Raw genomic sequence first — 22,800 nt, 5'->3', positions numbered from 1 at the left:
ATTATTAATGAATAACACTATACACTTCATCGAAAACTATGCCAATTACTTACTTAAATACATTTTTCTTCTTGCATATAAATCATAAAACTGATCGTCCTTTAAACTATCAATAAATAAGATACTTTCTCCCGTACTTTTCATTTCTGGTCCCAATTGTTTATTTACGTTTGGAAACTTATTAAATGAAAATACGGGTTGTTTTATAGCGTAACCTTCTAATTGTGGTTTAAAGTCAAAGTCTGTTACTTTTTTCTCACCTAACATTACTTTAGTAGCGTAGTTTACATAAGGTTCTTTGTAAGCTTTTGCAATAAAAGGCACTGTACGAGAAGCTCTTGGGTTAGCCTCAATGATATAAACAACATCATCTTTTATCGCAAATTGAATATTAATTAAACCAATAGTATCTAATGCTCTAGCAATAGTGTGTGTATGATCTATAATTTGTTGCATTACCAAATCACCTAAATTAAAAGCTGGTAATAAAGCATTACTATCACCTGAATGAATTCCACAAGGCTCAATATGCTCCATTATTCCAATGATATACACATTACCATCGGCATCACAAATAGCATCAGCTTCGGCTTCAATAGCGCCATCTAAATAATGATCTAATAACAATTTATTTCCTGGAATAGATTTTAATAAATCTATAACATGAGATTCTAATTCCTGCTTATTAATCACAATTTTCATCCCTTGTCCTCCTAATACATACGAAGGTCTAACCAATATTGGAAAGTCTAAAACATCTGCAATAGCTAAAGCTTCATCAGCAGATTCTGCAACATCAAATTCTGGATAAGGAATATTGTTCTCTTTTAATATGTTTGAAAAACTACCTCTATCTTCAGCTAAATCTAAAGATTGGTAACTAGTTCCCATAATTTTGATACCATAACGCTCTAATTTTTCAGCAAGTTTTAAAGCGGTTTGTCCACCTAATTGCACAATAACACCTTCTGGTTTCTCATGCTGAATGATATCATAGATATGCTCCCAGAAAACAGGCTCAAAATATAATTTATCTGCGATATCAAAATCGGTAGACACCGTTTCAGGATTACAGTTAATCATTATGGTTTCATAGCCACATTCAGCTGCTGCCAAAACACCATGCACACAGCAGTAATCAAACTCAATACCTTGCCCAATTCGGTTTGGCCCAGAACCTAAAACAATAATTTTCTTTTTATCAGAAACAATACTTTCGTTTTGTACATACACTTTTCCGTCTGCTGTTTCAACCTCACTTTCAAAAGTTGAATAATAATATGGTGTTTGTGCTTTAAATTCTGCCGCACAAGTATCTACCAATTTAAACACTCGGTTAATATTAAGTTCTTTTCGCTTATTATAAACCTGACTTTCTAAACAACGCAACATATGTGCTATTTGTCTATCACCATAGCCTTTCTGTTTCGCTTCTAGTAATAATTCGCGTTCAATAGTTTCTATTTTGAATTGAGAAATTTCTCTTTCAAGTTGAAATAATTCTTCATACTGCTTTAAAAACCACATATCAATTTTTGTGATTTCATGAATACGGCTTAACGGAATTCCCATAGCAACAGCATCATAAATCACAAATACGCGATCCCAACTTGCATGCGTTAATTTTTCAATAATAGTATCGTAATCTTTATATCCCTTTCCGTCTGCTCCTAAACCATTTCTTTTAATCTCAAGTGATTGTGTTGCTTTATGCAATGCTTCTTGAAATGATCGGCCAATAGACATCACCTCACCAACGGCTTTCATCTGTAAACCTAAAGTACGATCTGAACCTTCAAATTTATCAAAATTCCAACGTGGAATCTTAACGACTACGTAATCTAAGGTAGGCTCAAATAAGGCTGATGTAGATTTTGTAATCTGATTATCTAATTCATCTAAATTATAACCTATAGCTAATTTTGCTGCAATTTTAGCAATAGGATACCCTGTTGCTTTACTTGCTAATGCAGAAGAACGCGATACTCTCGGATTAATTTCAATAGCGATGATTTCCTCTTCATCATCAGGACTTACAGCAAACTGCACATTACAACCACCTGCAAAATCACCTATACTACGCATCATGTGAATAGCCATGTCTCGCATTTTCTGAAACGTTTTATCAGATAAGGTCATTGCTGGGGCAAGAGTAATAGAATCTCCTGTATGAATTCCCATTGGATCCATATTTTCAATTGTACAGATAATAACAACATTGTCGTTTTTATCACGTAATAATTCTAATTCGTATTCTTTCCAGCCAATAAGAGCTTTATCAATCATAACTTCATGAATTGGCGAAACCTCCAAACCACGTGTTAACATCTGGTCAAAATCTTCTTCTTTATAAACAAAAGAAGCTCCTTCTCCTCCTAAAGTATAAGATGCTCTAATAACAAGCGGAAAACCAAACTCTTGTGCAATCTCTTTTCCTTTAAGATAAGAGGTTGCAGTTGCTTGAGGTGCCATACCAACACCTATTTTTAACATTAACTCTCTAAACTGCTCTCTGTCTTCAGTGATATTAATGGCATCAATATCTACACCTATAATATCTACTCCAAAATCTTCCCAAATGCCTTTTTCATCGGCTTCAATACACAAGTTTAAAGCTGTTTGTCCTCCCATAGTTGGCAAAACAGCATCAATTTGAGGATGTTCTTTTAATATTTTTACTAAAGATTTTGTTGTTAATGGCAACAAATAAACATGATCTGCCATAGTAGGATCTGTCATTATTGTTGCAGGGTTAGAATTGATTAAAATCGTTTCAATTCCATCCTCTCGTAATGAGCGTAGTGCTTGAGAACCTGAGTAATCAAATTCGCAGGCTTGACCAATTACAATAGGACCTGAGCCGATTAGTAATACTGATTTTATGTTGTTGTTTTTAGGCATGAGACTTTATATTTGATGATCTAGTATATTTTTTTTGCAGTGCAAAAGTAGTTAAGAAATGGATACAAAAAAAGGCGTTACACCTAAGTAACGCCTCTAATATATTAACAATTGTTAATCATTATTTTTTATGTCTTGATTCAGTTGAAACAGACAATTTCTTTCTTCCTTTAGCTCTTCTACGTGCTAAAACTTTTCTTCCGTTAACAGAAGCCATTCTTTCTCTGAAACCGTGTTTGTTTCTTCTCTTTCTTTTTGACGGTTGAAACGTTCTTTTTGGCATGTCTTATATTTTTAAAAACTAATATTCCTTTTATATGATCTAAGTTGAGAGCTATCTCAAAACTGCGTGCAAATATACAACAAGTTTTTACTTTAGCAAATAGCAAAAGATTTTTTTTGAATAGATTTTAAACTCTTTGTTTTTATTACCTTTGCGCTCTGCAAAAACACACATAAATATGTTTAATAAAAATATAAAATTAGTCATTTTCGCATTAATAATAGGTTATGCGATATATCAATTCACTGAAGGTTACATTGGAAATGGTATAATGTACATATTACTTTCTACCATATTCATTTTTCTTTACTTTAAAAATGAAATGATTTTACTCGCTTTTTTAAAATTAAGAAAGCAAGATTTTGCGGGAGCAAAGAAATGGTTAGACAAAATTAAAAATCCTGAAGGTGCTTTAGTAAAGAAACAACAAGGCTATTTAAATTACCTCAATGGTATTATGGTTTCTCAAACCAATATGAATGAAGCCGAAGCTTATTTTAAGAAAGCGATTAGTTTAGGTTTATCTATGGATCATGATTTGGCTATGGCAAAATTAAATCTAGCTGGTATTGCTTTTTCTAAACGAAGAAAACCTGAAGCACAAAAATTATTAGCTGAAGCTGAAAAGCTAGATAAAAGAGATATGCTTGCTGAACAAATAAAAATGATGAAGCAGCAAATGAAAAAAGCGGTTATACCTAAACAACAATACGGCCAACCGACTTCAGCTAGACAGAATCGTAGAAGTAGACGTTAATTTTACAGTAAAGGCGCCATAAGTCGTGCCAAAGCTTCAATAAGCTTTGTGCGCTTAGATCGTTTTTGCCATGCTTCTAATTCTAACTTTTCACAGTCTTTTAAATCCTCATTAAACAGGTCTGTTAATTGATGGCTAAACTCCTTATTATAAATTAAGGCATTAACTTCAAAGTTAATATTAAAGCTTCTATAGTCCATATTAGTGGTACCAACAGTACTAAATACACCATCTACAACCATGGTTTTAGCATGAACAAAGCCTTTAGTGTATTGGTACACCTCCACTCCGGCTTCTAGCAGTAATTCTAAATAAGAGTTAGTAGCATATTCTGCTATCCATGAATCGGACCTTTTAGGTATAATAAGCTTTACTTTAATATTGCTTCTTGCAGTAACTTGTAGTGCTGTAATAATCTCACTGTTAGGAATAAAATAAGGAGTGGTTATATATACATGATCCTCGGCATTCGTAATAGCAACAAAAATCGCTTCCATTATATTAGACCAATCCGTATCTGGTCCGCTAGCGGCAATTTGAAGCGGTATATTTTCTTTACAATTATGATCTGGAAAATAGCTTTTAGAAATTTCTAATTTGTCATCACCAACAAAATCCCAAGTTGTAAAAAATAAGATTTGGAGTGGTTTTACAGCTTCACCTGTTATACGTACATGTGTATCTCTCCAATACCTATTATTATGGGCATTAACATAGTTATCTGAAATATTTATACCACCTACATACCCTATTTTCCCATCTATAATAGCAATTTTTCTATGGTCGCGATAATTCATTTGACCAGTAAATCTTGAAAATAAGACAGGCATAAATGCATACATTTCAATGCCGTTATCTTTCAGTTTACGTTTCATTTTAGAAGTTATAGAACTTCCTACATCATCTATTACGATTCTAATTTCTAGGCCTTCATTTGCTTTTTTACATAATAAATTGAGAATTTCTGTACCTATCTTATCATCTTTAATTATAAAATATTCAAGATGAATATGGTGTTTAGCCTCTTTTATATCTTTGATAAGTATTTTAAACTTCTCGTCACCATTTTTAATAAGCCTAACATCATTATTAATTGTAAGCTTAGATTTTTCACTATTGTAGAGTAATGGAATTAGTTTAGATTTTTCTTCAAGCAATTCATCTACTTCATTAATAGCTTTAGTGTCAAGCTGCAATTGGCCCTGAATCTTTTTTACAATAGATTGATTTAAAACATGCTTTCTACTAAATATTTTAGTCTTTCTATATTCTTGTCCAAAAAAATAATAAACAATTAAACCCAAAAATGGCACAGCCAACAAACCTATTATATAGCTAAGGGCTTTAGTTGGGTTCAATTTTTTAAGTAAAATTGTTACAACAGCAGATAATGCAAGCGTATAATTGAGTGCAATTAAGATTTGCCAGATATGATTTCTAACAAATTCCAAGAATTAAGGTTGAGTATTAGTATTGTAATACCCTTTTTCAGGAATATCTATTTGATATGATTTTCTTGATTTATTATTTAAATGCGGCTCTCTTAACCAAGGATTATGAAGTTTTAAAATCTTATAGTTAATTCCAAATTTCTTTGCGAATTGCGCAAAATCGGTCACTGCAGTATCGACTTCGACCTTATAAGTTGGGACATGCTTATACAAATGACTCTTATTAAAATTGAAGCCATATTTCTCAGGATTAGAAAGAATTTCTTTAAGAGCTACAATTCTAAATACGTAACGACCGGTTTCTTCTCCTAGTAACAAATCGTAATACCCATCAACATCTTGTTCTTTTAAACGTCTTGACACACCATAATTACCAGCATTATAAGCAGCGGCAGCTTTTGTCCATGAACCTAAGCTCTCTTTTGCTTTCTTTAAGTAATTACATGCGACTTCTGTTGCTTTTTCTAAATTATAACGCTCATCAACATTTGTATTTACTTCTAAACCATTTTCTTTTCCTGTAGCTTTCATAATTTGCCAAACACCACTAGCACCTGCTGGTGATTTTGCTGTTTGTACCAACCCACTTTCTATAACTGCTAAATATTTAAAATCATCTGGCACACCATTTTTCTTCAAAATTGGTTCTATAATAGGAAAATACTTTTGTGCACGTTTAAACATTAGCAAACCATTAGATTGCCAATAGGTATTGACTAATAGCTCTCTATCCATACGCTCATAGATATCGGGATCTTCAACAGGAACTGGTTCACCAGCAAAATTTAAATTTTCTGGCATTTCTAATGCGTACACATTATAACTATTTACAATTGGATCTTCCTTACCTAATAAATAATCTGAAGGTGCTTTTTTATCTGGTGCCTTTTGCATGGCAAAAATAAATAAGCCTGATATACAAACAACTCCGATTAGTGCTAAACTATTTTTTATGATTTTCATAAGTTTTAATTTATTTTAAACGCTTCATGTTATTCACTACCAATATGTGCTAAATGACAAGGCTATAAACATGCGCATTGTATAATTTTTCTTTTTTATAAATGTAATCAATCTAAGAACAAGATTCAAATTCAACCTTCAATAAGTTTTGGTAAATTTTCGTTAAACCATTTGTACTTATTAATGATCATAATATGTGTTCCGCCCTTAATTACGATACAATTTCCAACGCAAGAGTGCGGAAAAACAGCATCATTGTCTCCATGAATATATATCGCATCTGGATGAGCTTCCTCTTGACTCCAACAAACCATTTGTTTAATAGCCCAATCTAAATAGGTTTTATCATTTACAGATAAATATTTTTTATACAAATCCACACGTTTTTTTATGGTCTCTCCAAATGCATATTTGGCTAATAAATCAATATTACTCATCAATTGTGTAGGTAAAAATTTATAAGCCTTAGTAACTTTAAGTAATTTAAGCCGTTTTGGCAACTCGTGATGCGACTTTACACTAGAGACTACTATTAACTTTTTTAAGTTTAAATACTTACTCATTTCTTGTACTAAAACACCTCCAAAAGACACGCCTAACAAAACAACATTATCGTGTTTAATAAATGTACACATGCGCAAAGCATAATCTTTGAGTGTCTCATTTTTATTGGGAATCTGCCACTCTAGCCAATGGATTTCATAATTGTTTTTTGGAAGATCTATATGCTCAAATATAGATGGATTTGCAGCCATACCAGGCATTAAATAAATCTGTGTTAATTGGGGATTCATGGGGTGTGTTTGAGACGTCCTAATTAATTACAATTTAAGGTTTTAACAACAATAACCTAATACTTTAGTTGATTTTTTGTACCTTTGCACAGCAAAACTATATAAAATATAGTATCTACGCTACCAACCGCTGAATTTAATACAATAAAATTATGACAGAAACTGCTGAATTGATTGACAATGATTTTCTACGTCAATTTGAATTAAAGGTTGAAAACGAAATGGCTATTATTGAATATTCTTTACAAGAACGAAAGATATTCTTAACCAAAATGATTATTCCTGACACGATTAGAACAGATGAGTTTGAACTGGACTTTATTGATATGGTATTCTCTAATATTAAGGAACGTAACATTAGTGTAGTACCTACAAGTCCTGAAATCGCAAAATTTGTAAGGCGAAACAGGAAATATAAACGCATGCTACCAGTTGGAATTCGAATATAATTCTAGAAAAAACATTAAAAAAATCCGAAACTTTAAAAGTTTCGGATTTTTTTTTATCAGTGTATTACGTTTTTATTTTTCGAGAAATTTAAAACGCACCAAACCGTCTTCATCAATTTTAGTAAGTTCTACTTTATGCAATGTATTTACTAATTCTGGATTCCATGGTGTTTTAACCTTTACATAGTTTTCTGTAAAACCATGAATGTAACCTTCTTTATTTTCACTTTCAAATAAAACAGTTCGTTCTGTATTTATTTGTTTTTCGTAAAACGCGCGACGTTTTTTGGCAGATAAGCCTCGTAACATTTTACTGCGTTTAACTCTTTTAGCTTTAGATACCACATTTGGCATTTTAGCAGCTTCTGTATTATCACGTTCAGAATATTGAAATACGTGTAAATACGATATATCTAATGCGTTTAAAAAATTATAAGTCTCTAGAAACAGTTCATCTGTTTCACCAGGAAAACCAACAATCACATCCACACCAATACAAGCATGTGGCATAACTTCATTTATTTTTGAAACTCTGTCTACATATAATTCTTTCATGTAGCGACGTTTCATCTTTTTTAAGATGTCATTACTTCCACTTTGCAATGGAATATGAAAATGTGGTACAAATGCTCTAGATTTAGAAACTAAATCTATGGATTCGTTTTTTAATAAATTAGGTTCAATAGATGAGATTCTCAATCGCTCAATACCTTCAACTTTATCAAGTTCTGTAACCAAATCTAAAAAAGTGTGTTCGTGTTTTTTATTCCCAAACTCTCCTTTTCCGTAGTCTCCAATATTTACACCTGTTAATACAATCTCCTTAATGCCTTGTTCTGAAATTTCTTTGGCATTCTTCAAAACATTTGCCATTGTATCACTTCTTGAAATCCCTCTCGCTAGAGGAATTGTACAATAAGTACATTTATAATCACAACCGTCTTGTACTTTTAAAAAAGCTCTAGTTCTGTCACCTATAGAATAACTGCCAACATAGAAATCAGCATCTTCAATTTCACAAGAATGCACTTCGCCTAAGTCATTTTTTGTAAGATCATTTAAGTAATCTGTAATTTTGAATTTCTCTGTCGCTCCCAATACCAAGTCTACACCATTAACGTCTGCTAATTCTTCAGGTTTTAATTGTGCATAGCAACCTATCGCCGCTACAAATGCTTCAGGATTATTCTTTTGAGCTTGTTTTACAATAGACTTAAAACGTTTATCTGCATTTTCAGTTACAGAACAGGTATTAATTACATAAATATCAGCCGATTCCTTAAAATCTACTCGATCAAATCCTTCGTCTGTAAAACCTCTAGCTATGGTAGACGTTTCAGAAAAATTCAGTTTACAACCTAGTGTATAAAATGCGACTTTTTTTGTTGGATTCATTCTTGTACTTTTACCAAGTTGGCAAATTTACAACATATAAGTTATATGCTAAAACTCAGACTATCCTTATTCAATAGATTACGTTATGGATCATTGTTTTTCATAATTTTATCGTGCAGCTCTAAAGAAAGCTCTCAATTAGACCATTTGGTATTTAGATACAACGAACACAAAAATATTGGCTCTTTAGACCCTGCTTTTTCTAAAGATTTAGCAGACATTTGGGCAACACATCAATTGTTTAATGGTTTAGTACAAATGGATGACCAGCTTAACGTTAAACCTTCCATTGCTAAAAATTGGACCATTACAGATAGTGCCAAAACCTACACTTTTACACTTAGAAACGATATAAAGTTTCATAAACATGAATTATTTGCGACTTCTTCAAACAGTCAGGATTCTACTAGAATTGTAAATGCTTCTGACTTTGAATATAGTTTCAATAGATTAAAAGATAAAACCATTGCTTCTCCAGGTAGTTGGGTTTTAAATAAAGTAGAAGACTTTTCTGCTATTAACGATTCAACATTTCAAATTAAATTAAAACAACCTTTTCCTGCATTTTTAGGTTTGTTAACCATGAAATACTATTCTGTTGTTCCTAAAGAGATCGTAGAACATTATGGTAATGATTTTAGAGCACATCCCATAGGAACTGGTCCTTTTAAATTTAAACGCTGGGAAGAAAACTTAAAGTTAGTATTTAGACGAAATGAGCATTATTTTGAAACCGATGCTCATGAGCAACAGCTGCCGTATCTTGAAGCTATTGCTATTACTTTTTTGCCAGATAAGCAAAGTGAGTTTCTACAGTTTGCACAAGGTAATATTGACTTTGTTTCTGGTTTAGATGGTTCTTATAAAGATGAAATTTTAACCGCAGAAGGAAAATTAAGAGCAACCTATGCTGATGATGTAAAAATGATAAGAGGACCATATCTTAACACCGAATATTTAGCCTTTTTTATGGCATCTGAAGTCAATGAAATTCAGGCATTAAAACTGAGAAAAGCAATTAATGTAGGTTTTGACAGAAACAAAATGATGACGTATTTAAGAAATGGCATTGGAATTCCTGCAAATGGCGGTTTTATACCAAAAGGTTTACCTGGTTTTGATGCTTCTATTGGTTTTAAATATCAACCTGAATTAGCCAAACAACTCGTTTCAGAATTCAAGACTGAAACTGGAATTAAAAACCCAGAAATCACCCTCACCACCACAAGCAATTATTTAAGTTTTTGTGAATTTATTCAACGCGAATTACAGAAAACGGGCTTAATAGTTAATGTGGATGTTATCCCACCTTCTAGCTTAAAAGATGCTAAAGCTAATGGGCAAGTCGATTTTTTTAGAGCGAGTTGGATAGCCGATTATCCTGATGCTGAAAATTATTTATCGTTATATTACAGTAAGAATTTTGCACCAAACGGCCCCAATTATACTCATTTTAAAAATTCAAAATTCGACCAAATGTATGAAGCTGCTTATTTAGAAACTAATCCTGATTTACGAGCAAAACTTTATACTAAAATGGATTCGCTTATTATGAACTCTGCTCCTATTGTACCACTCTTTTATGACGAAGTAGTTAGGTTTACAAGACAAAACGTAAATGGTTTAGGAATTAATGCTACAAATTTATTGGAATTAAAATCGGTAAGAAAAACTAAAATCCAGTAAAATAATAAAGGTCATCACCACCTTCACCTCTAGAGCGTCTAGATGATATAAATCCTGAGGTTAAATCATCATTTAAGAAAAATGAAAAATCATCACCACGACTATTAATAGGTTCATCTAAAGATACCGGTTCTTTAATGATGTTAGTAGCATTTAAATCGTATTCATAAATATCTATACCACCTTTTCCTCCACGTCTATCCGAAGAGAAGTACAACTTATTATCTGCACTAACAAAAGGAAAGGTCTCAGTACGTGGCGAATTAATATGTTCTCCTAATTTTGTCACTTCGCCATAAGTTTTATGATCAGAAACGGAAACTTTGTATAAATCTGATTTGCCTTTTGTCCCTTTAATATCTGCAATAAAATATAATGTAGCCCCATCTGGACTTAAAGCAGGATGCGCAAAATTATAATCTGGATCACAAAATGGTAAGGTGGTTATGTTTGTCCAACCTTTGCCTTCCACATACTCTGCTCTTTGTATTAAAAGGTTAAACGTATTCATATCCTTTAACTTATTTTCTCCTTTTTCGGTGTGATTTGCTGTATAATACATATACTTACCATCTTTAGAATAAGTTGAAACAGACATATTAGACATACCTACATCCTTCTTCTTTACAAGCTTAGCATCCTTTATCTCTCCGTCTTCTCGCAATGGAGCCTCATAAATGGCATATAAATTTTGCGCATATTTATCTAATATTGCTCTACCACTTCTAGTCACTAAATTAGAACTAAAAAACACTTTATCTTTTACAACTCTTGCTGCAAAATGATCGAGTTTGTTGTTTATTTTTAGTCTTTTGACTTCGACCTCTTGAGAAAATCCAAGGCTTAAAATAAATAAAAAAAGTAGGGTAAATTGGGGTTTTAGTATCATGCTATTCTCTTCTATATTGTTTTGTTTCTTCAAAAATATGCTCTAAAATCGCTTTATCTTGGTCCGTAAACTCTTCTTTTCGTCTTGCCATAACTACTTCTGCAACTTCAAATGCTTTATTAGTTTTATAGGTTACAAAGCCTTTACTTCCGCCCCAAGAAAAGCTTGGCACAAAATTTCTAGGAAATCCACTTCCAAAGATATTAGCACTTACACCAACAACTGTACCAGTATTAAACATGGTGTTAATACCACATTTACTGTGATCTCCCATCATTAATCCGCAGAATTGCAATCCTGTTTTAGCAAAACCTTCGGTTTGGTAATCCCAAAGCCTTACTTCTGCATAGTTATTTTTTAAGTTACTGTTATTGGTATCTGCACCAAGGTTACACCATTCTCCTAATACTGAATTACCTAAAAAGCCATCGTGCCCTTTATTAGAAAAACCAAAAATAACAGAATTACTAACCTCTCCACCTACTTTGCTATGTGGCCCAATAGTGGTTGGTCCATAAATTTTACTAGCCATTTTTAATGTCGCATTATTACAAAGTGCCAAAGGCCCTCTAACAATAGAACCCTCCATAATTTCGGCATTTCTACCAATGTAAATTGGACCAGAACTGGCATTTAAAGTTGCAAAATTTAAAGTTGCTCCTTTTTCAATAAAAATATTTTCAGGATTTATGGTATTGATTGTCGCAGGAATTGGTTCTGATTGTCGGTCCTTTGTTATTAAGTTAAAATCCTCAACTAAGGCTTCACCATTCTTAGAAAAAATATCCCAAGTATGCTCAATTTTCAGAATATCACCTTCAAATTCTATCGCTTCAAAATTTGAAAAATCATTCACTTCCTCTCCTTCTTTAGCAAAAAAGGCAATGACATCTTCTGCTTTAAATAAAGCCTGATTATGATTTAAGTTTTTTACAACTTCAACCACTTCCATATTAGGTAAAAAAGACGCATTAATCATAATGTTGTCTTCCATTTCTACCATTGGAAACTTATCTGCCAAATAGTCTTCAGTTACAGTAGTGGTAGTATATTCTAAATACGACTCCCATTTTTGACGAATCGTTAAAATACCGACTCTAATATCTGCAACAGGTCTTGTAAATGTAAATGGCAACAAGTTGTTGCGGTATGGGCCATCAAAAAGTATATAGTTCATTCTGAGTTTAAAATTTAAAGTTTTTAGCTTCAACTAAAAACCTCGATTAACCCTTCAAAAATAACTTAATTGTATAAAACAAAAAAGCCTTTCTGTTAAAGAAGGGCTTTTTAAAAATATCTAATAGCTTGAGTTTATTTTTTAAACTTAGCGTATTTGTTTTTGAATTTATCAATACGACCAGCTGTATCTACTAATTTAGATTTACCGGTATAGTATGGATGAGATGTTCTAGAAATCTCCAACTTAACTAATGGATATTCAACACCGTCAACTTCAATAGTTTCACTTGTATCTGCTGTAGATTTAGTTAAAAATACATCTTCGTTAGACATATCTTTAAACGCTACTACTCTATAATTTTCTGGATGTATTCCTGCTTTCATCACTAAATGCTTTAAATGTATTCGATTTTTCGAGGTGCAAATTTAAGTATTTTTTATAAATGTACAATCTTTTTAGTACTTTTTATTTCACAAATTTATGTAACATTTCCGTAACTTTGAGTACTAACTAGATAATTAACTAAAAAATCAACTAAAAATGGAAAAATCTTTAAAATCTTCAGCAACGTCATACGGGCTTTATTTAGCTTTAGTTCTATCCTCACTAACTATAATAGGATACGCTGTATATCTAGACTTATTTACCCAATGGTGGTTTGGAATTGGCCAAATGTTACTTGTTATTATTTTTGGTATTGTATCCTCTGTTAAAGCGAGAACACTTTCTGGAGGATTTATAAGTTTTAAAGAAGCTTTTACTGCCTTTTTTATAACTATTGCAATTGGTATAGTTATACCTGCTCTTATTGGTTTAGTTATCTTTAATTTTATTGATCCTGATGCCGCTACCTTATTACAAGACAAAATCGTAGAATCTCAATTATCTATGATGCAAAATTTTGGTGCACCTCAAGAAGCTATTGACGAAGCAATTAAACAAATGGAAGCACAAGGAAGCTTTTTCTCTATAAGCAATTCGTTAAAATCTATAGCATACCAACTTGTTGGCTTTAGTATTATAGGTTTAATTGTAGCTGCTGTAGTTAAAAAAAATGATCCTAATGCAGCTTAAAAATTTTCTCTATTTTTGAAGTCTAGAAATTAGACAACATCAATATGAATATATCAGTAGTTATACCACTACTTAACGAAGAAGAATCTTTAAAAGAATTACACGATTGGATAGTATCAGTGATGCTATCCAATCAGTTTTCTTATGAAATTCTATTTATAGACGATGGCAGTACTGATAGGTCTTGGCATATTATTTCAGAACTTGCAGAAATAAATCCTAGCGTTAAAGGGATAAGGTTTCTAAAAAACTTTGGAAAGTCTCAAGCTTTACATGCTGGTTTTGCAAAAGCTGAAGGAGATGTTGTTATTACGATGGATGCGGATTTGCAAGACAATCCAGAAGAAATCCCTGAACTTTACAAAATGATTACAGAAGACCATTTTGATTTGGTCTCTGGCTGGAAAAAGAAACGATACGATTCTTACTTATCTAAAAACTTACCCTCAAAACTTTTTAATTGGGCAGCGAGACGAACATCTGGTGTGATCTTAAATGATTTTAATTGCGGTTTAAAGGCTTATTCAAATCAAGTTGTTAAGCACATTGATGTTTATGGCGAAATGCACCGCTACATACCTGTTTTAGCCAAAAATGCTGGTTTTACTGCGATAGGAGAAAAAGTAGTACAGCACCAAGCCCGTAAATATGGGCATACAAAATTTGGGATGAATCGTTTTATCAATGGTTTCCTTGATTTAATAACCATTTGGTTTATCTCTAGATTTGGAAAACGACCAATGCACCTCTTTGGAGCATTAGGAGTCATAATGTCTATTATTGGTTTTGGCTTTTCTCTTTATTTGGGATTAGACAAACTATTCTTTAATCCTACAGGTAGATTAATTACAGACAGGCCCCAATTTTATATTGCTTTATCTACCATGTTAATTGGAGTACAATTCTTCATTGCTGGCTTTTTAGGCGAACTTACTTTACGATCTAACCGCCAACAGCAACGTTATTTTATTAAAGAAAATTTGAATCTATCCTAGCGATTAGAATTTATAGTCTTGTAAGTCCATTTCAAATTACGAATTGTTTATTTTTGTTATTGAATCCATTTTACTTATTTATAAATGATACATATTAAGCCAGAAATTTTAGAACGTGTAAACAGTTGGTTAACTCCAGCTTTTGATGAAGAATCGCAAAAACAAATCAAACACATGATTGCTTCTAACCCAAAAGATTTAGAAGAGAGTTTTTATAAAGATTTAGAATTTGGAACTGGTGGTATGCGAGGTATTATGGGACTTGGCACCAACAGAATAAACAAATATACTTTAGGAAAAAATACACAAGGGCTAAGTAATTACTTAAAACAGTCCTTTCCTAATGAAGAACTAAGAGTCGCTATTGCTTACGATTGTAGACATAATAGCAACACTTTTGGCAAGTTGGTCGCAGATGTCTTTTCTGCAAATGGAATTAAAGTCTTTTTATTTGAAGACTTAAGACCAACACCAGAGTTATCATTCGCCTTAAAGCATTTAAACTGTCATTGTGGAATTGTATTAACAGCATCACACAATCCACCAGAATATAATGGTTACAAAGTGTATTGGCAAGATGGAGGTCAATTAGTGCCACCTCAAGATGCTGCAGTAATTAAAGAAATAAACCGATTAGATTATTCTGAAATTAAGTTTGAATCCAACTCTGAATTAATTCAATTTATAGGAAAAGACATTGATAACGTTTTTTTTGATGCCTCAGTGAGTAATGGTAGTTTTAATACACCTTCTGAAGCTAAAGAAGATTTAAATATTGTATTTACATCTTTACACGGAACGTCTATCACAGCAATACCTGAGACGCTCAAACGTGCTGGATATACTAATGTAAACATTGTTGAAGAACAACGTATACCAAATGGAGATTTCCCTACAGTTGTTTCTCCTAACCCTGAAGAACCAGAAGCCTTAAAAATGGCTATGGAATTAGCTAAAAAAGTAGATGGAGATATCGTTATTGGTACAGATCCGGATTGTGACCGTTTAGGTGTTGTCGTTAGAAACTTAGAAAATGAATTGGTGATTCTTAATGGAAACCAAACGATGGTTTTAATGACTAATTTTCTATTAAAACAATGGAAAAAAGAAGGAAAAATTAATGGAAATCAATTTATTGCCTCTACAATTGTATCTACACCTATGATGTCTGTTTTAGCAAATGCATATAATGTAGAATGTAAAATTGGACTTACAGGCTTTAAATGGATTGCTAAAATGATTAAAGATTTTCCTGAACTCGATTTTATTGGAGGTGGAGAAGAAAGTTTTGGGTTTATGGTTGGCGATTTCGTTAGAGATAAAGATGCTGTAACCTCTACTCTTTTGGCTTGCGAAATAGCTGCACAAGCTAAAGCCAATGGAAAAACAATGTATCAAGAATTAATTGATTTATATAAAGAACACGGTTTCTTTAAAGAACGGTTAGTTGCCTTAACTAAAAAAGGTATTGAAGGCGCACAAGAAATTAAACAAATGATGATTGATGCTAGAGAAAATCCTTTAAAAGAAATCAATGGAGAAAAAGTGGTCTTAATTGAAGACTATCAATTATCCATTTCTAAAAACCTTCAAACACAAGAAGAAACGACTATAGACATTCCAAAATCTAATGTTTTAATTTACTATACCGAAAATGGTAGTAAAATAGCACTAAGACCAAGTGGAACAGAACCAAAAATAAAATTCTATATCAGCGTAAATGCCGATCTTGACAATACGGCAGACTTTGCTTCAACGGAGCGGTTATTGGAAGATAGAATTGATGCTATCCTCAAGGATATGAATTTGTAATTAATGGACTATATAAAAAAATTATCACGGTTTATAATTCCGTATAAAAAATTTGGTTACCTCAACATTTTCTTCAATGTGCTCTATGCGCTTTTTAGCACATTAGCCATGGTGGCTTTAATGCCAATGATTAATGTTTTATTTGGTGAAACCGAAAGGTTAAACGTAAAGCCTGTCTATAATGGCATTAGAGAGATTAAACCTTATGCCGAAGATTATTTAAATTATTTTGTAACTACAACTAACGATAGTGAAGGTCCGCAACGCACCTTACTGTATATGATTATGCTAATCATTAGTTTGTTTTTACTTAAAAATATTTTTAATTATCTCGCTTTATTTTTTATTACTTTTCTTAGAAATGGAGTTTTAAAAGACTTGAGAGATTCCATTTACAATAAAGTACTAACCTTACCTATTTCTTATTATTCTGAAAAGAAAAAAGGAGATATTATAGCCCGAATTTCTGGTGATGTTAATGAAGTAAAAAATTCACTACTTGCCGTATTAGAACTTATAGTAAAAGAACCTCTTACCATTGTTTTTGCAATTGTGACCATGTTTACAATTTCAGTAAAACTAACCATTTTTGTATTTATTTTTATTCCCATAGCTGGATTAATTATTTCAAGAATAGGAAAAAGTTTGAAGAAAAAGTCTAGTCGCGTACAAACCGAACAAGGCGTATTTCTATCAACCTTAGAAGAAACCTTAAGTGGTCTAAAAGTGATAAAAGGCTTTAACTCAGAAGCACACTTTAATAAAAAATTTCAGGACTCTACAACTCGTTTTTATAATTTTTCAAACAAATTACTGAATCGTCAAAATTTAGCATCGCCTGCAAGTGAGTTTTTAGGTATTGCCACAATAGCTGCACTACTATGGTATGGTGGCAGCATGGTATTAATAGAGAATAGCCTTTCTGGTGGTGCCTTTATAACTTATATGGCCTTAGCATACCAAATTTTAACTCCTGCCAAAGCTATTAGTAAGGCCAGTTATAAAGTAAAAGCAGGTAATGCAGCTGCCGACCGTGTTTTAGAAATTATTGAAACGCCTTCTGTACTTGAAGATAAGCCCAATGCTAAAGTTAAAACCAATTTTAATTCAGCACTACATTTAAATAATATCTCTTTTAAATACGAAGACGATTTAGTCCTCAAAAACTTTACGCTACAAGTCCCTAAAGGAAAAAGCGTTGCCTTAGTTGGGCAATCTGGAAGCGGGAAAAGTACTATTGCCAATTTAGTGACACGCTTTTACGATGTAAATGAAGGCAGCATTCAAATAGACGATGACAATATAAAAGATATTACAAAACACTCGTTAAGAAATTTAATGGGATTAGTAACTCAAGATTCCATCTTATTTAATGACAGTATTAAAAACAATATTCTTTTAGGCAAAGAAAATGCTACAGATGAAGAAATAATAGACGCTTTAAAAATTGCTAATGCTTGGGAGTTTGTTAAAGACTTACCTAAAGGCATAGAAACTAATATTGGAGATTCAGGAAACAAATTGTCTGGTGGACAAAAACAACGTTTAAGTATTGCAAGAGCTGTACTAAAAAATCCACCAATTATGATTTTAGATGAAGCCACCTCAGCTTTAGATACAGAAAGCGAACGCTTAGTTCAAGATGCTTTAGAAAACATGATGAAAAACAGAACCTCTATTGTTATTGCACACCGCTTATCTACAATCCAAAATGCAGATCAAATTGTGGTAATGCAAAAAGGTGAGATCGCAGAACAAGGCACTCATGCAGAACTGATTGCTAAAAATGGTGTTTACAGAAAACTTGTTGATATGCAAAGCTTTGAGTAATACAAAACTTTCGTTTTAATACATAAAAAAGGATGCATAATTAAATGCATCCTTTTTCTTTTGTTACCAGATTTGGGGAACTGATAACGGTAAATAGGTTAAGCTAAGACAAACATATACTAAATAAATATACTACACAAGAAAAAAGTGTATTTTATCGTGTTTTTATGCTTTTTATCGAAAATATTAAACGTAACAAACTGATAATCAACAAAAGCAAACTCCTTAAATTTTCACTATTAATTTACAATTAAACTTTTAGTAATTTAACGCGTCTAATATTTAAAGTAAATCATTTGATTAACGAATTAGAATTCATAAAACGTTTACAAAACCCAGAGTCTAAAGAGGCTGCTTTTAGGGAGTTATTGCAGCTTTATAAAGAACGTTTATATTGGCATATTAGAAAAATTGTGATTAATCATAATGATGCTGATGATGCACTGCAGAATACTTTTATAAAAATCTATCGTAGTATTGATAAATTTAAGGGAGACAGCATGTTGTTTTCTTGGATGTACAGAATTGCAACTAATGAATCTATTACGCTCATTAATAAAAATGCTAAGCGACTACAGATTACAAACGAAGAGCATCAACAAAAGGCCATTAACAATTTGACAGCAGATGTTTATTTTGAAGGAGATGACATTCAACTAAAATTACAAAAAGCTATAGCTACGCTGCCTGAAAAGCAACAGTTGGTATTTAACATGAGGTATTTTGACGATTTAAAATATAAAGATATGGCTGAAATATTAGATACTAGTGAAGGAGCATTAAAAGCATCGTATCATATAGCAGCTAAAAAGATTGAAGCATTTTTAACTTCAGATTAAACCATTTTAGAAATTTGAAGTCTTAATAGATAGAATACAGAATATAACGTCAGTTTCAAGAAAACAGATACTGAAGTAAGTTCAGCAAACATGAAAGAAGAACGCATCCATAACATTAAAGATTCGGGATTTAAAACGCCAGATCACTATTTTGAATCTTTAGACAATCAAATTTTTGAACGTCTAAATGAAAAAGAAATAATTAGCGGTTCTAAAACTCCTGGCTTTACTGTTCCAAATGATTATTTTAATTCGGTTGAAACTAAAATTTTAGAAGAGCTTAAAACAACAACTAAAAAACCAGTAATTACATTAAAATCTAGAAATACATTTTATTACATTGCAGGTATTGCTGCTAGTTTTGTATTACTTTTTAGCTTAGTATTTAATAAGGATCGTATTTCTTTTGAAAACATAGACACTGCACTCATTGAAAATTATTTGTATTATGAAGAATATACCAATGATGATTTTGCCTCTTTGTTTAAAACTAGCGATATTTCAGAAACCGATTTTATAGATATAAACATTTCAGAAGAAACACTAAATCAATATTTCGAAAACATAGAACCAGAAGACCTAATTTTTGAATAAAAAAGTTTATGAAAACAATACACACAATCATTCTTACATTATTTGTTTCTGCCAGCTTATTTGCGCAAAAACTAGATAGAGAAAAAATTAAAGCCCTAAAAATTGCTCATATTACAGAGCAATTAGACTTAACTAAAACTGAGGCACAGAAATTTTGGCCAATATATAATGCTAATGAAGATGCAGAAGACAAACTTAGAGAGCAATCTATGGAAAGGCGAAAAGAAAAAAGGCTTGAAGACCTTTCTGAAACTGAAGCCAAATCCCTATTATTAGATATGGAAAAAATGGAAAAACAAAAGGTAGCCATACACTCTAAAATGTTAAATGAATTGCTAGAAATTCTTCCTGCTAAAAAAATAATAAAATTGTATCAGGCAGAGCGATCCTTTAAACATAAAATGTTTGAAGAATATAAAAAACGCCATAGCAATGAAAAAGGTAATCGCTAATAAAAAACACAAAAAGGAAACTTAAACAGTTTCCTTTTTTTTTATTCTCTAAAATTAAGTTTGCTTATTCTTCCCTTTCCTGCTGCATAAGCCACAGAATCATTTAAAAACCGAATGGTATAAAAGCCTTCATCACTTAAATGTGTCCAAGATTCTCCAGCATCATTACTATAATCAATACCTTTAAAACCAATAGCGACGAGTTCCTTTCCATCTGAGTTTGGAATGTATTGCACACAACTCCTATAACCAGGACCTCTTCCATTAGCCACAACTTGCCATGTTTTTCCTCCATCACTAGTTCTTATCTTATTGTTTAAAGTATCGTTTGGCTTGGTGTAATCTCCACCTATAGCGAATCCATTTTGTTCATCGTAAAAGTCTAAAGAATATATTCCTGTAGTTGCTGTACCTTGAATAATAGGAGTTTCAAATACCTCCCAAGTTCTCCCTTTGTTTGGTGAGTATAATATTCTGCTTGCTTTGCCACCTGTAGCAACCCAAGTGTGATCTCCTACAATAGAAATATTGGTATCACTTGCAGCAAAAGCTACTTCTCCTTCTTTAGTCTTCGGTAAATCCTCACAAGATAGCTTTGTCCATGTATTTCCGCCATCTCTTGTGATGATGATGCTCATACAATCGTCTGTTGGATCACCAATGGCAATACCTTCATCATCGTTCCAGAAGTCCATGGCATCGTAGAAGGCTTTTTCATCTTCTTCCTCATATATCAATTTAGGATTTTTCGCTTTTCTAGATAGTTTATACAATCGTCCAGGATTAGCTATCGAGACAGCAAAAAGGTTTCCATTCACTTCTTCAATTGCTCTAAAATGAAGTGGCTTTTCATTATAATTAAGTATATACTTAAAGTGATTTTTTCCGGTATTTACATTTAGCTCATTAAGGTTAATCTTAAACTCAGAACTTAATGCATGTTTTCCTAAATGATCGGAACTTCCATATAACAAGTATTCATTATTAAAATCAATAGCTCTAACACTTAATGTAGAATCTTCTACTATTGGTTCTAAAATGACCTTAGAAAAAACTTCCGGTCTTATATATTCATCTTTACAAGAATTACAAAAAACGAAGCAAAGTAATAGCAATATAAATCTCATATTCAATAATTTTCCCTAAAAATAGAAAAGCTCTACGATATAATCGTAAAGCCTTTCAACAAATCAATCTTAATCAATCAAATCAAGGTCTTTTTATTTTTCGTTTTTTAAGGTTTTTACATCTGTTATTAATTGTTGAACAGCTGTTTTATTTAAACCATTATAAATTCCACGTATGTGTTTATCTTTATCTATTAGCACAAAATTTTCAGTATGCAAAAAGTCATCCTCTGTTTTTTCTTCACCTAAATTTTCTTCAACAAAATAAGATTTACGACCTAAGTCATAAATAGTTTTCCGTTCGCCTGTAACTAAATGCCATTTGGCACTTACAACATCTTTAGCCTCTGCATAATCTTTTAAAACTTGGATAGAATCTGTTTCTGGTGTTACAGAATGCGACAATAGTAAAACCTCATCATCATTAATAAATTCGTCTTGTAAAACCGACATATTTGCTGTCATTTTTGGACAAATACCAGGACAAGTTGTAAAGAAAAAATCTGTGATATAAATTTTGTCTTCAAAAGTTTTCTCAGTGACTTTTTTCCCGTCTTGGTTTACTAAACTAAAGCTTGGTATTTTATGAAAGTTTTTTAATTCTTCATCTCCTTTATACAGCCAATGTGGTGTAAAACTGGCTTCACTATAATAAGGAAGTGTAGCGACTCTACTTGTTTTTACTTTAGTTTCCTCCTTACAACTCAGCAGTATACATACTAAAAATAAAATACTATATTTTTTCATCTTGAACAATTTCTTCTTCTAGTTGGAAACACAAATTGGCACGTTTTAATCCGAAAATGCGTCCATTTTTGGCCTCGTAATTATTATAGATTTTTCCGTTACGTCTCCATGCTTTTTGCATGCCTTCTTCCTTACCATTAACAATGGTCATTTGTTTAAACTTTTCACCCGTAACATACCACTGTTTTTGAATACCGTTTGCTACTCCATCTATATAATGTGACTCTGATCTAAGGTTACCATTAAACCACCATGATTTTGAGACACCATCTAACTTTCCGTTTACATAATAGGCTTCAAAACTCAATAAACCATCTTCAAACCATTTTTTATAAACTCCTTCTCTTATTCCGTTAGTGTAATTAATGATTTCAGCTTTATTACCATTAAGATAATTTACAACTGAAGTCCCTGTAAAAGGCTTGCCTTTATAATAAACAAGCCCAACATTTTGATTCAATATTAATTGCGACTTAGCAACACTTCGTTCCTTTATCTCATCAACTTGAGCCATAGCTAGTACTTCATTTTTATAGCCTTCATTTTGACAATTAAAAAAGAATATTAAACTGAAAATTATAC

22 protein-coding genes are annotated in these 22,800 nt (G+C 32.1%); 10 read left to right on the top strand and 12 right to left on the bottom strand.

Annotated features, from left to right (window positions below):
• Positions 1-45: 45 nt before the first annotated feature.
• A complete protein-coding gene (gene carB, locus ABD730_RS07020; protein ID WP_344713549.1) occupies positions 46-2,901 on the bottom strand; it encodes a carbamoyl-phosphate synthase large subunit in 2,856 nt (951 codons plus the stop codon).
• A gap of 121 nt (positions 2,902-3,022) precedes the next feature.
• On the bottom strand, positions 3,023-3,184 hold the full coding sequence (gene rpmH / locus ABD730_RS07015; RefSeq protein ID WP_115818167.1) for a 50S ribosomal protein L34: 162 nt from the start codon (positions 3,182-3,184) through the stop codon (positions 3,023-3,025).
• A 178-nt stretch (positions 3,185-3,362) separates the two neighbouring features.
• On the opposite strand from rpmH, the gene ABD730_RS07010 reads away from it, so the two are divergent.
• Positions 3,363-3,941, top strand: a complete 579-nt coding sequence (locus tag ABD730_RS07010) for a tetratricopeptide repeat protein (protein ID WP_215925308.1) — start codon at positions 3,363-3,365, stop codon at positions 3,939-3,941.
• Positions 3,942-3,943: 2 nt separating this feature from the next.
• On the opposite strand, the gene cls is transcribed toward ABD730_RS07010, so the two are convergent.
• The 3 genes from cls to ABD730_RS06995 all read right to left on the bottom strand — a co-directional run bounded on the left by cls (position 3,944) and on the right by ABD730_RS06995 (position 7,149).
• Positions 3,944-5,392, bottom strand: coding sequence for a cardiolipin synthase (cls, locus tag ABD730_RS07005; RefSeq protein WP_344713544.1), 1,449 nt, complete (start codon positions 5,390-5,392; stop codon positions 3,944-3,946).
• A 3-nt stretch (positions 5,393-5,395) separates the two neighbouring features.
• Positions 5,396-6,355 (bottom strand): lytic transglycosylase domain-containing protein, encoded by a 960-nt coding sequence (locus ABD730_RS07000; RefSeq protein ID WP_334467326.1) that lies wholly within the window; start codon positions 6,353-6,355, stop codon positions 5,396-5,398.
• Between the two features lie 131 nt (positions 6,356-6,486).
• The gene (locus ABD730_RS06995; protein WP_215925311.1) at positions 6,487-7,149 is read right to left on the bottom strand and encodes an alpha/beta hydrolase; all 663 of its coding nucleotides are present in this window, start codon (positions 7,147-7,149) and stop codon (positions 6,487-6,489) included.
• A gap of 152 nt (positions 7,150-7,301) precedes the next feature.
• Here ABD730_RS06995 and ABD730_RS06990 point away from each other — a divergent pair, with 152 nt between their 5' ends.
• Positions 7,302-7,598: an N-acetyltransferase gene (locus tag ABD730_RS06990; protein WP_215925312.1), complete on the top strand. Its 297-nt coding sequence runs from the start codon at positions 7,302-7,304 to the stop codon at positions 7,596-7,598.
• 72 nt (positions 7,599-7,670) lie between these two features.
• Here ABD730_RS06990 and mtaB read toward each other — a convergent pair whose 3' ends face one another.
• Positions 7,671-8,993 (bottom strand): tRNA (N(6)-L-threonylcarbamoyladenosine(37)-C(2))-methylthiotransferase MtaB, encoded by a 1,323-nt coding sequence (gene mtaB, locus ABD730_RS06985; RefSeq protein WP_334467323.1) that lies wholly within the window; start codon positions 8,991-8,993, stop codon positions 7,671-7,673.
• Between the two features lie 45 nt (positions 8,994-9,038).
• Here mtaB and ABD730_RS06980 point away from each other — a divergent pair, with 45 nt between their 5' ends.
• A complete protein-coding gene (locus ABD730_RS06980; RefSeq protein ID WP_344713539.1) occupies positions 9,039-10,679 on the top strand; it encodes an ABC transporter substrate-binding protein in 1,641 nt (546 codons plus the stop codon).
• On the opposite strand, the gene ABD730_RS06975 is transcribed toward ABD730_RS06980, so the two are convergent.
• The 3 genes from ABD730_RS06975 to ABD730_RS06965 all read right to left on the bottom strand — a co-directional run bounded on the left by ABD730_RS06975 (position 10,666) and on the right by ABD730_RS06965 (position 13,131).
• The gene (locus ABD730_RS06975; RefSeq protein ID WP_344713537.1) at positions 10,666-11,568 is read right to left on the bottom strand and encodes a TolB family protein; all 903 of its coding nucleotides are present in this window, start codon (positions 11,566-11,568) and stop codon (positions 10,666-10,668) included. The genes ABD730_RS06980 and ABD730_RS06975 overlap by 14 nt on opposite strands.
• A 1-nt stretch (position 11,569) precedes the next feature.
• Positions 11,570-12,745: a GlmU family protein gene (locus ABD730_RS06970; protein ID WP_334467317.1), complete on the bottom strand. Its 1,176-nt coding sequence runs from the start codon at positions 12,743-12,745 to the stop codon at positions 11,570-11,572.
• 134 nt (positions 12,746-12,879) lie between these two features.
• Entirely contained in the window at positions 12,880-13,131 is a 252-nt protein-coding gene (locus tag ABD730_RS06965; protein WP_215925317.1) for a type B 50S ribosomal protein L31, read from the bottom strand.
• Between the two features lie 157 nt (positions 13,132-13,288).
• Here ABD730_RS06965 and ABD730_RS06960 point away from each other — a divergent pair, with 157 nt between their 5' ends.
• From ABD730_RS06960 to ABD730_RS06930, 7 genes are all read left to right on the top strand, one after another.
• On the top strand, positions 13,289-13,822 hold the full coding sequence (locus ABD730_RS06960; protein ID WP_215925318.1) for a DUF4199 domain-containing protein: 534 nt from the start codon (positions 13,289-13,291) through the stop codon (positions 13,820-13,822).
• A gap of 44 nt (positions 13,823-13,866) precedes the next feature.
• The gene (locus ABD730_RS06955) at positions 13,867-14,817 is read left to right on the top strand and encodes a glycosyltransferase family 2 protein (RefSeq protein WP_334467312.1); all 951 of its coding nucleotides are present in this window, start codon (positions 13,867-13,869) and stop codon (positions 14,815-14,817) included.
• Positions 14,818-14,901: 84 nt separating this feature from the next.
• Positions 14,902-16,629 (top strand): phospho-sugar mutase, encoded by a 1,728-nt coding sequence (locus tag ABD730_RS06950; RefSeq protein WP_344713533.1) that lies wholly within the window; start codon positions 14,902-14,904, stop codon positions 16,627-16,629.
• A 3-nt stretch (positions 16,630-16,632) separates the two neighbouring features.
• On the top strand, positions 16,633-18,459 hold the full coding sequence (locus tag ABD730_RS06945) for an ABC transporter ATP-binding protein (protein ID WP_334467308.1): 1,827 nt from the start codon (positions 16,633-16,635) through the stop codon (positions 18,457-18,459).
• Positions 18,460-18,755: 296 nt separating this feature from the next.
• On the top strand, positions 18,756-19,298 hold the full coding sequence (locus tag ABD730_RS06940) for an RNA polymerase sigma factor (RefSeq protein WP_215925322.1): 543 nt from the start codon (positions 18,756-18,758) through the stop codon (positions 19,296-19,298).
• Between the two features lie 90 nt (positions 19,299-19,388).
• Positions 19,389-19,892: a hypothetical protein gene (locus tag ABD730_RS06935; RefSeq protein WP_334467305.1), complete on the top strand. Its 504-nt coding sequence runs from the start codon at positions 19,389-19,391 to the stop codon at positions 19,890-19,892.
• Positions 19,893-19,900: 8 nt separating this feature from the next.
• Positions 19,901-20,344, top strand: a complete 444-nt coding sequence (locus tag ABD730_RS06930; protein WP_334467303.1) for a hypothetical protein — start codon at positions 19,901-19,903, stop codon at positions 20,342-20,344.
• A 41-nt stretch (positions 20,345-20,385) separates the two neighbouring features.
• On the opposite strand, the gene ABD730_RS06925 is transcribed toward ABD730_RS06930, so the two are convergent.
• The 3 genes from ABD730_RS06925 to ABD730_RS06915 form a co-directional block, all read right to left on the bottom strand.
• Positions 20,386-21,471 carry a WD40/YVTN/BNR-like repeat-containing protein gene (locus ABD730_RS06925; protein WP_344713530.1) on the bottom strand — a complete coding sequence of 362 codons (1,086 nt, stop codon included), beginning with the start codon at positions 21,469-21,471 and terminating at the stop codon, positions 20,386-20,388.
• A 93-nt stretch (positions 21,472-21,564) separates the two neighbouring features.
• On the bottom strand, positions 21,565-22,218 hold the full coding sequence (locus ABD730_RS06920; RefSeq protein WP_334467300.1) for an SCO family protein: 654 nt from the start codon (positions 22,216-22,218) through the stop codon (positions 21,565-21,567).
• Positions 22,205-22,732 carry a toxin-antitoxin system YwqK family antitoxin gene (locus ABD730_RS06915; protein WP_334467298.1) on the bottom strand — a complete coding sequence of 176 codons (528 nt, stop codon included), beginning with the start codon at positions 22,730-22,732 and terminating at the stop codon, positions 22,205-22,207. The genes ABD730_RS06920 and ABD730_RS06915 overlap by 14 nt, the downstream gene beginning before the upstream one ends.
• Positions 22,733-22,800 lie beyond the last annotated feature (68 nt).

It is taken from the genome of Winogradskyella damuponensis, from assembly GCF_039538385.1.
Taxonomy (GTDB): domain Bacteria; phylum Bacteroidota; class Bacteroidia; order Flavobacteriales; family Flavobacteriaceae; genus Winogradskyella; species Winogradskyella damuponensis.
Note: the sequence above shows the minus strand (reverse complement) of the source record. Positions and strands in the feature narration are given on the sequence as shown.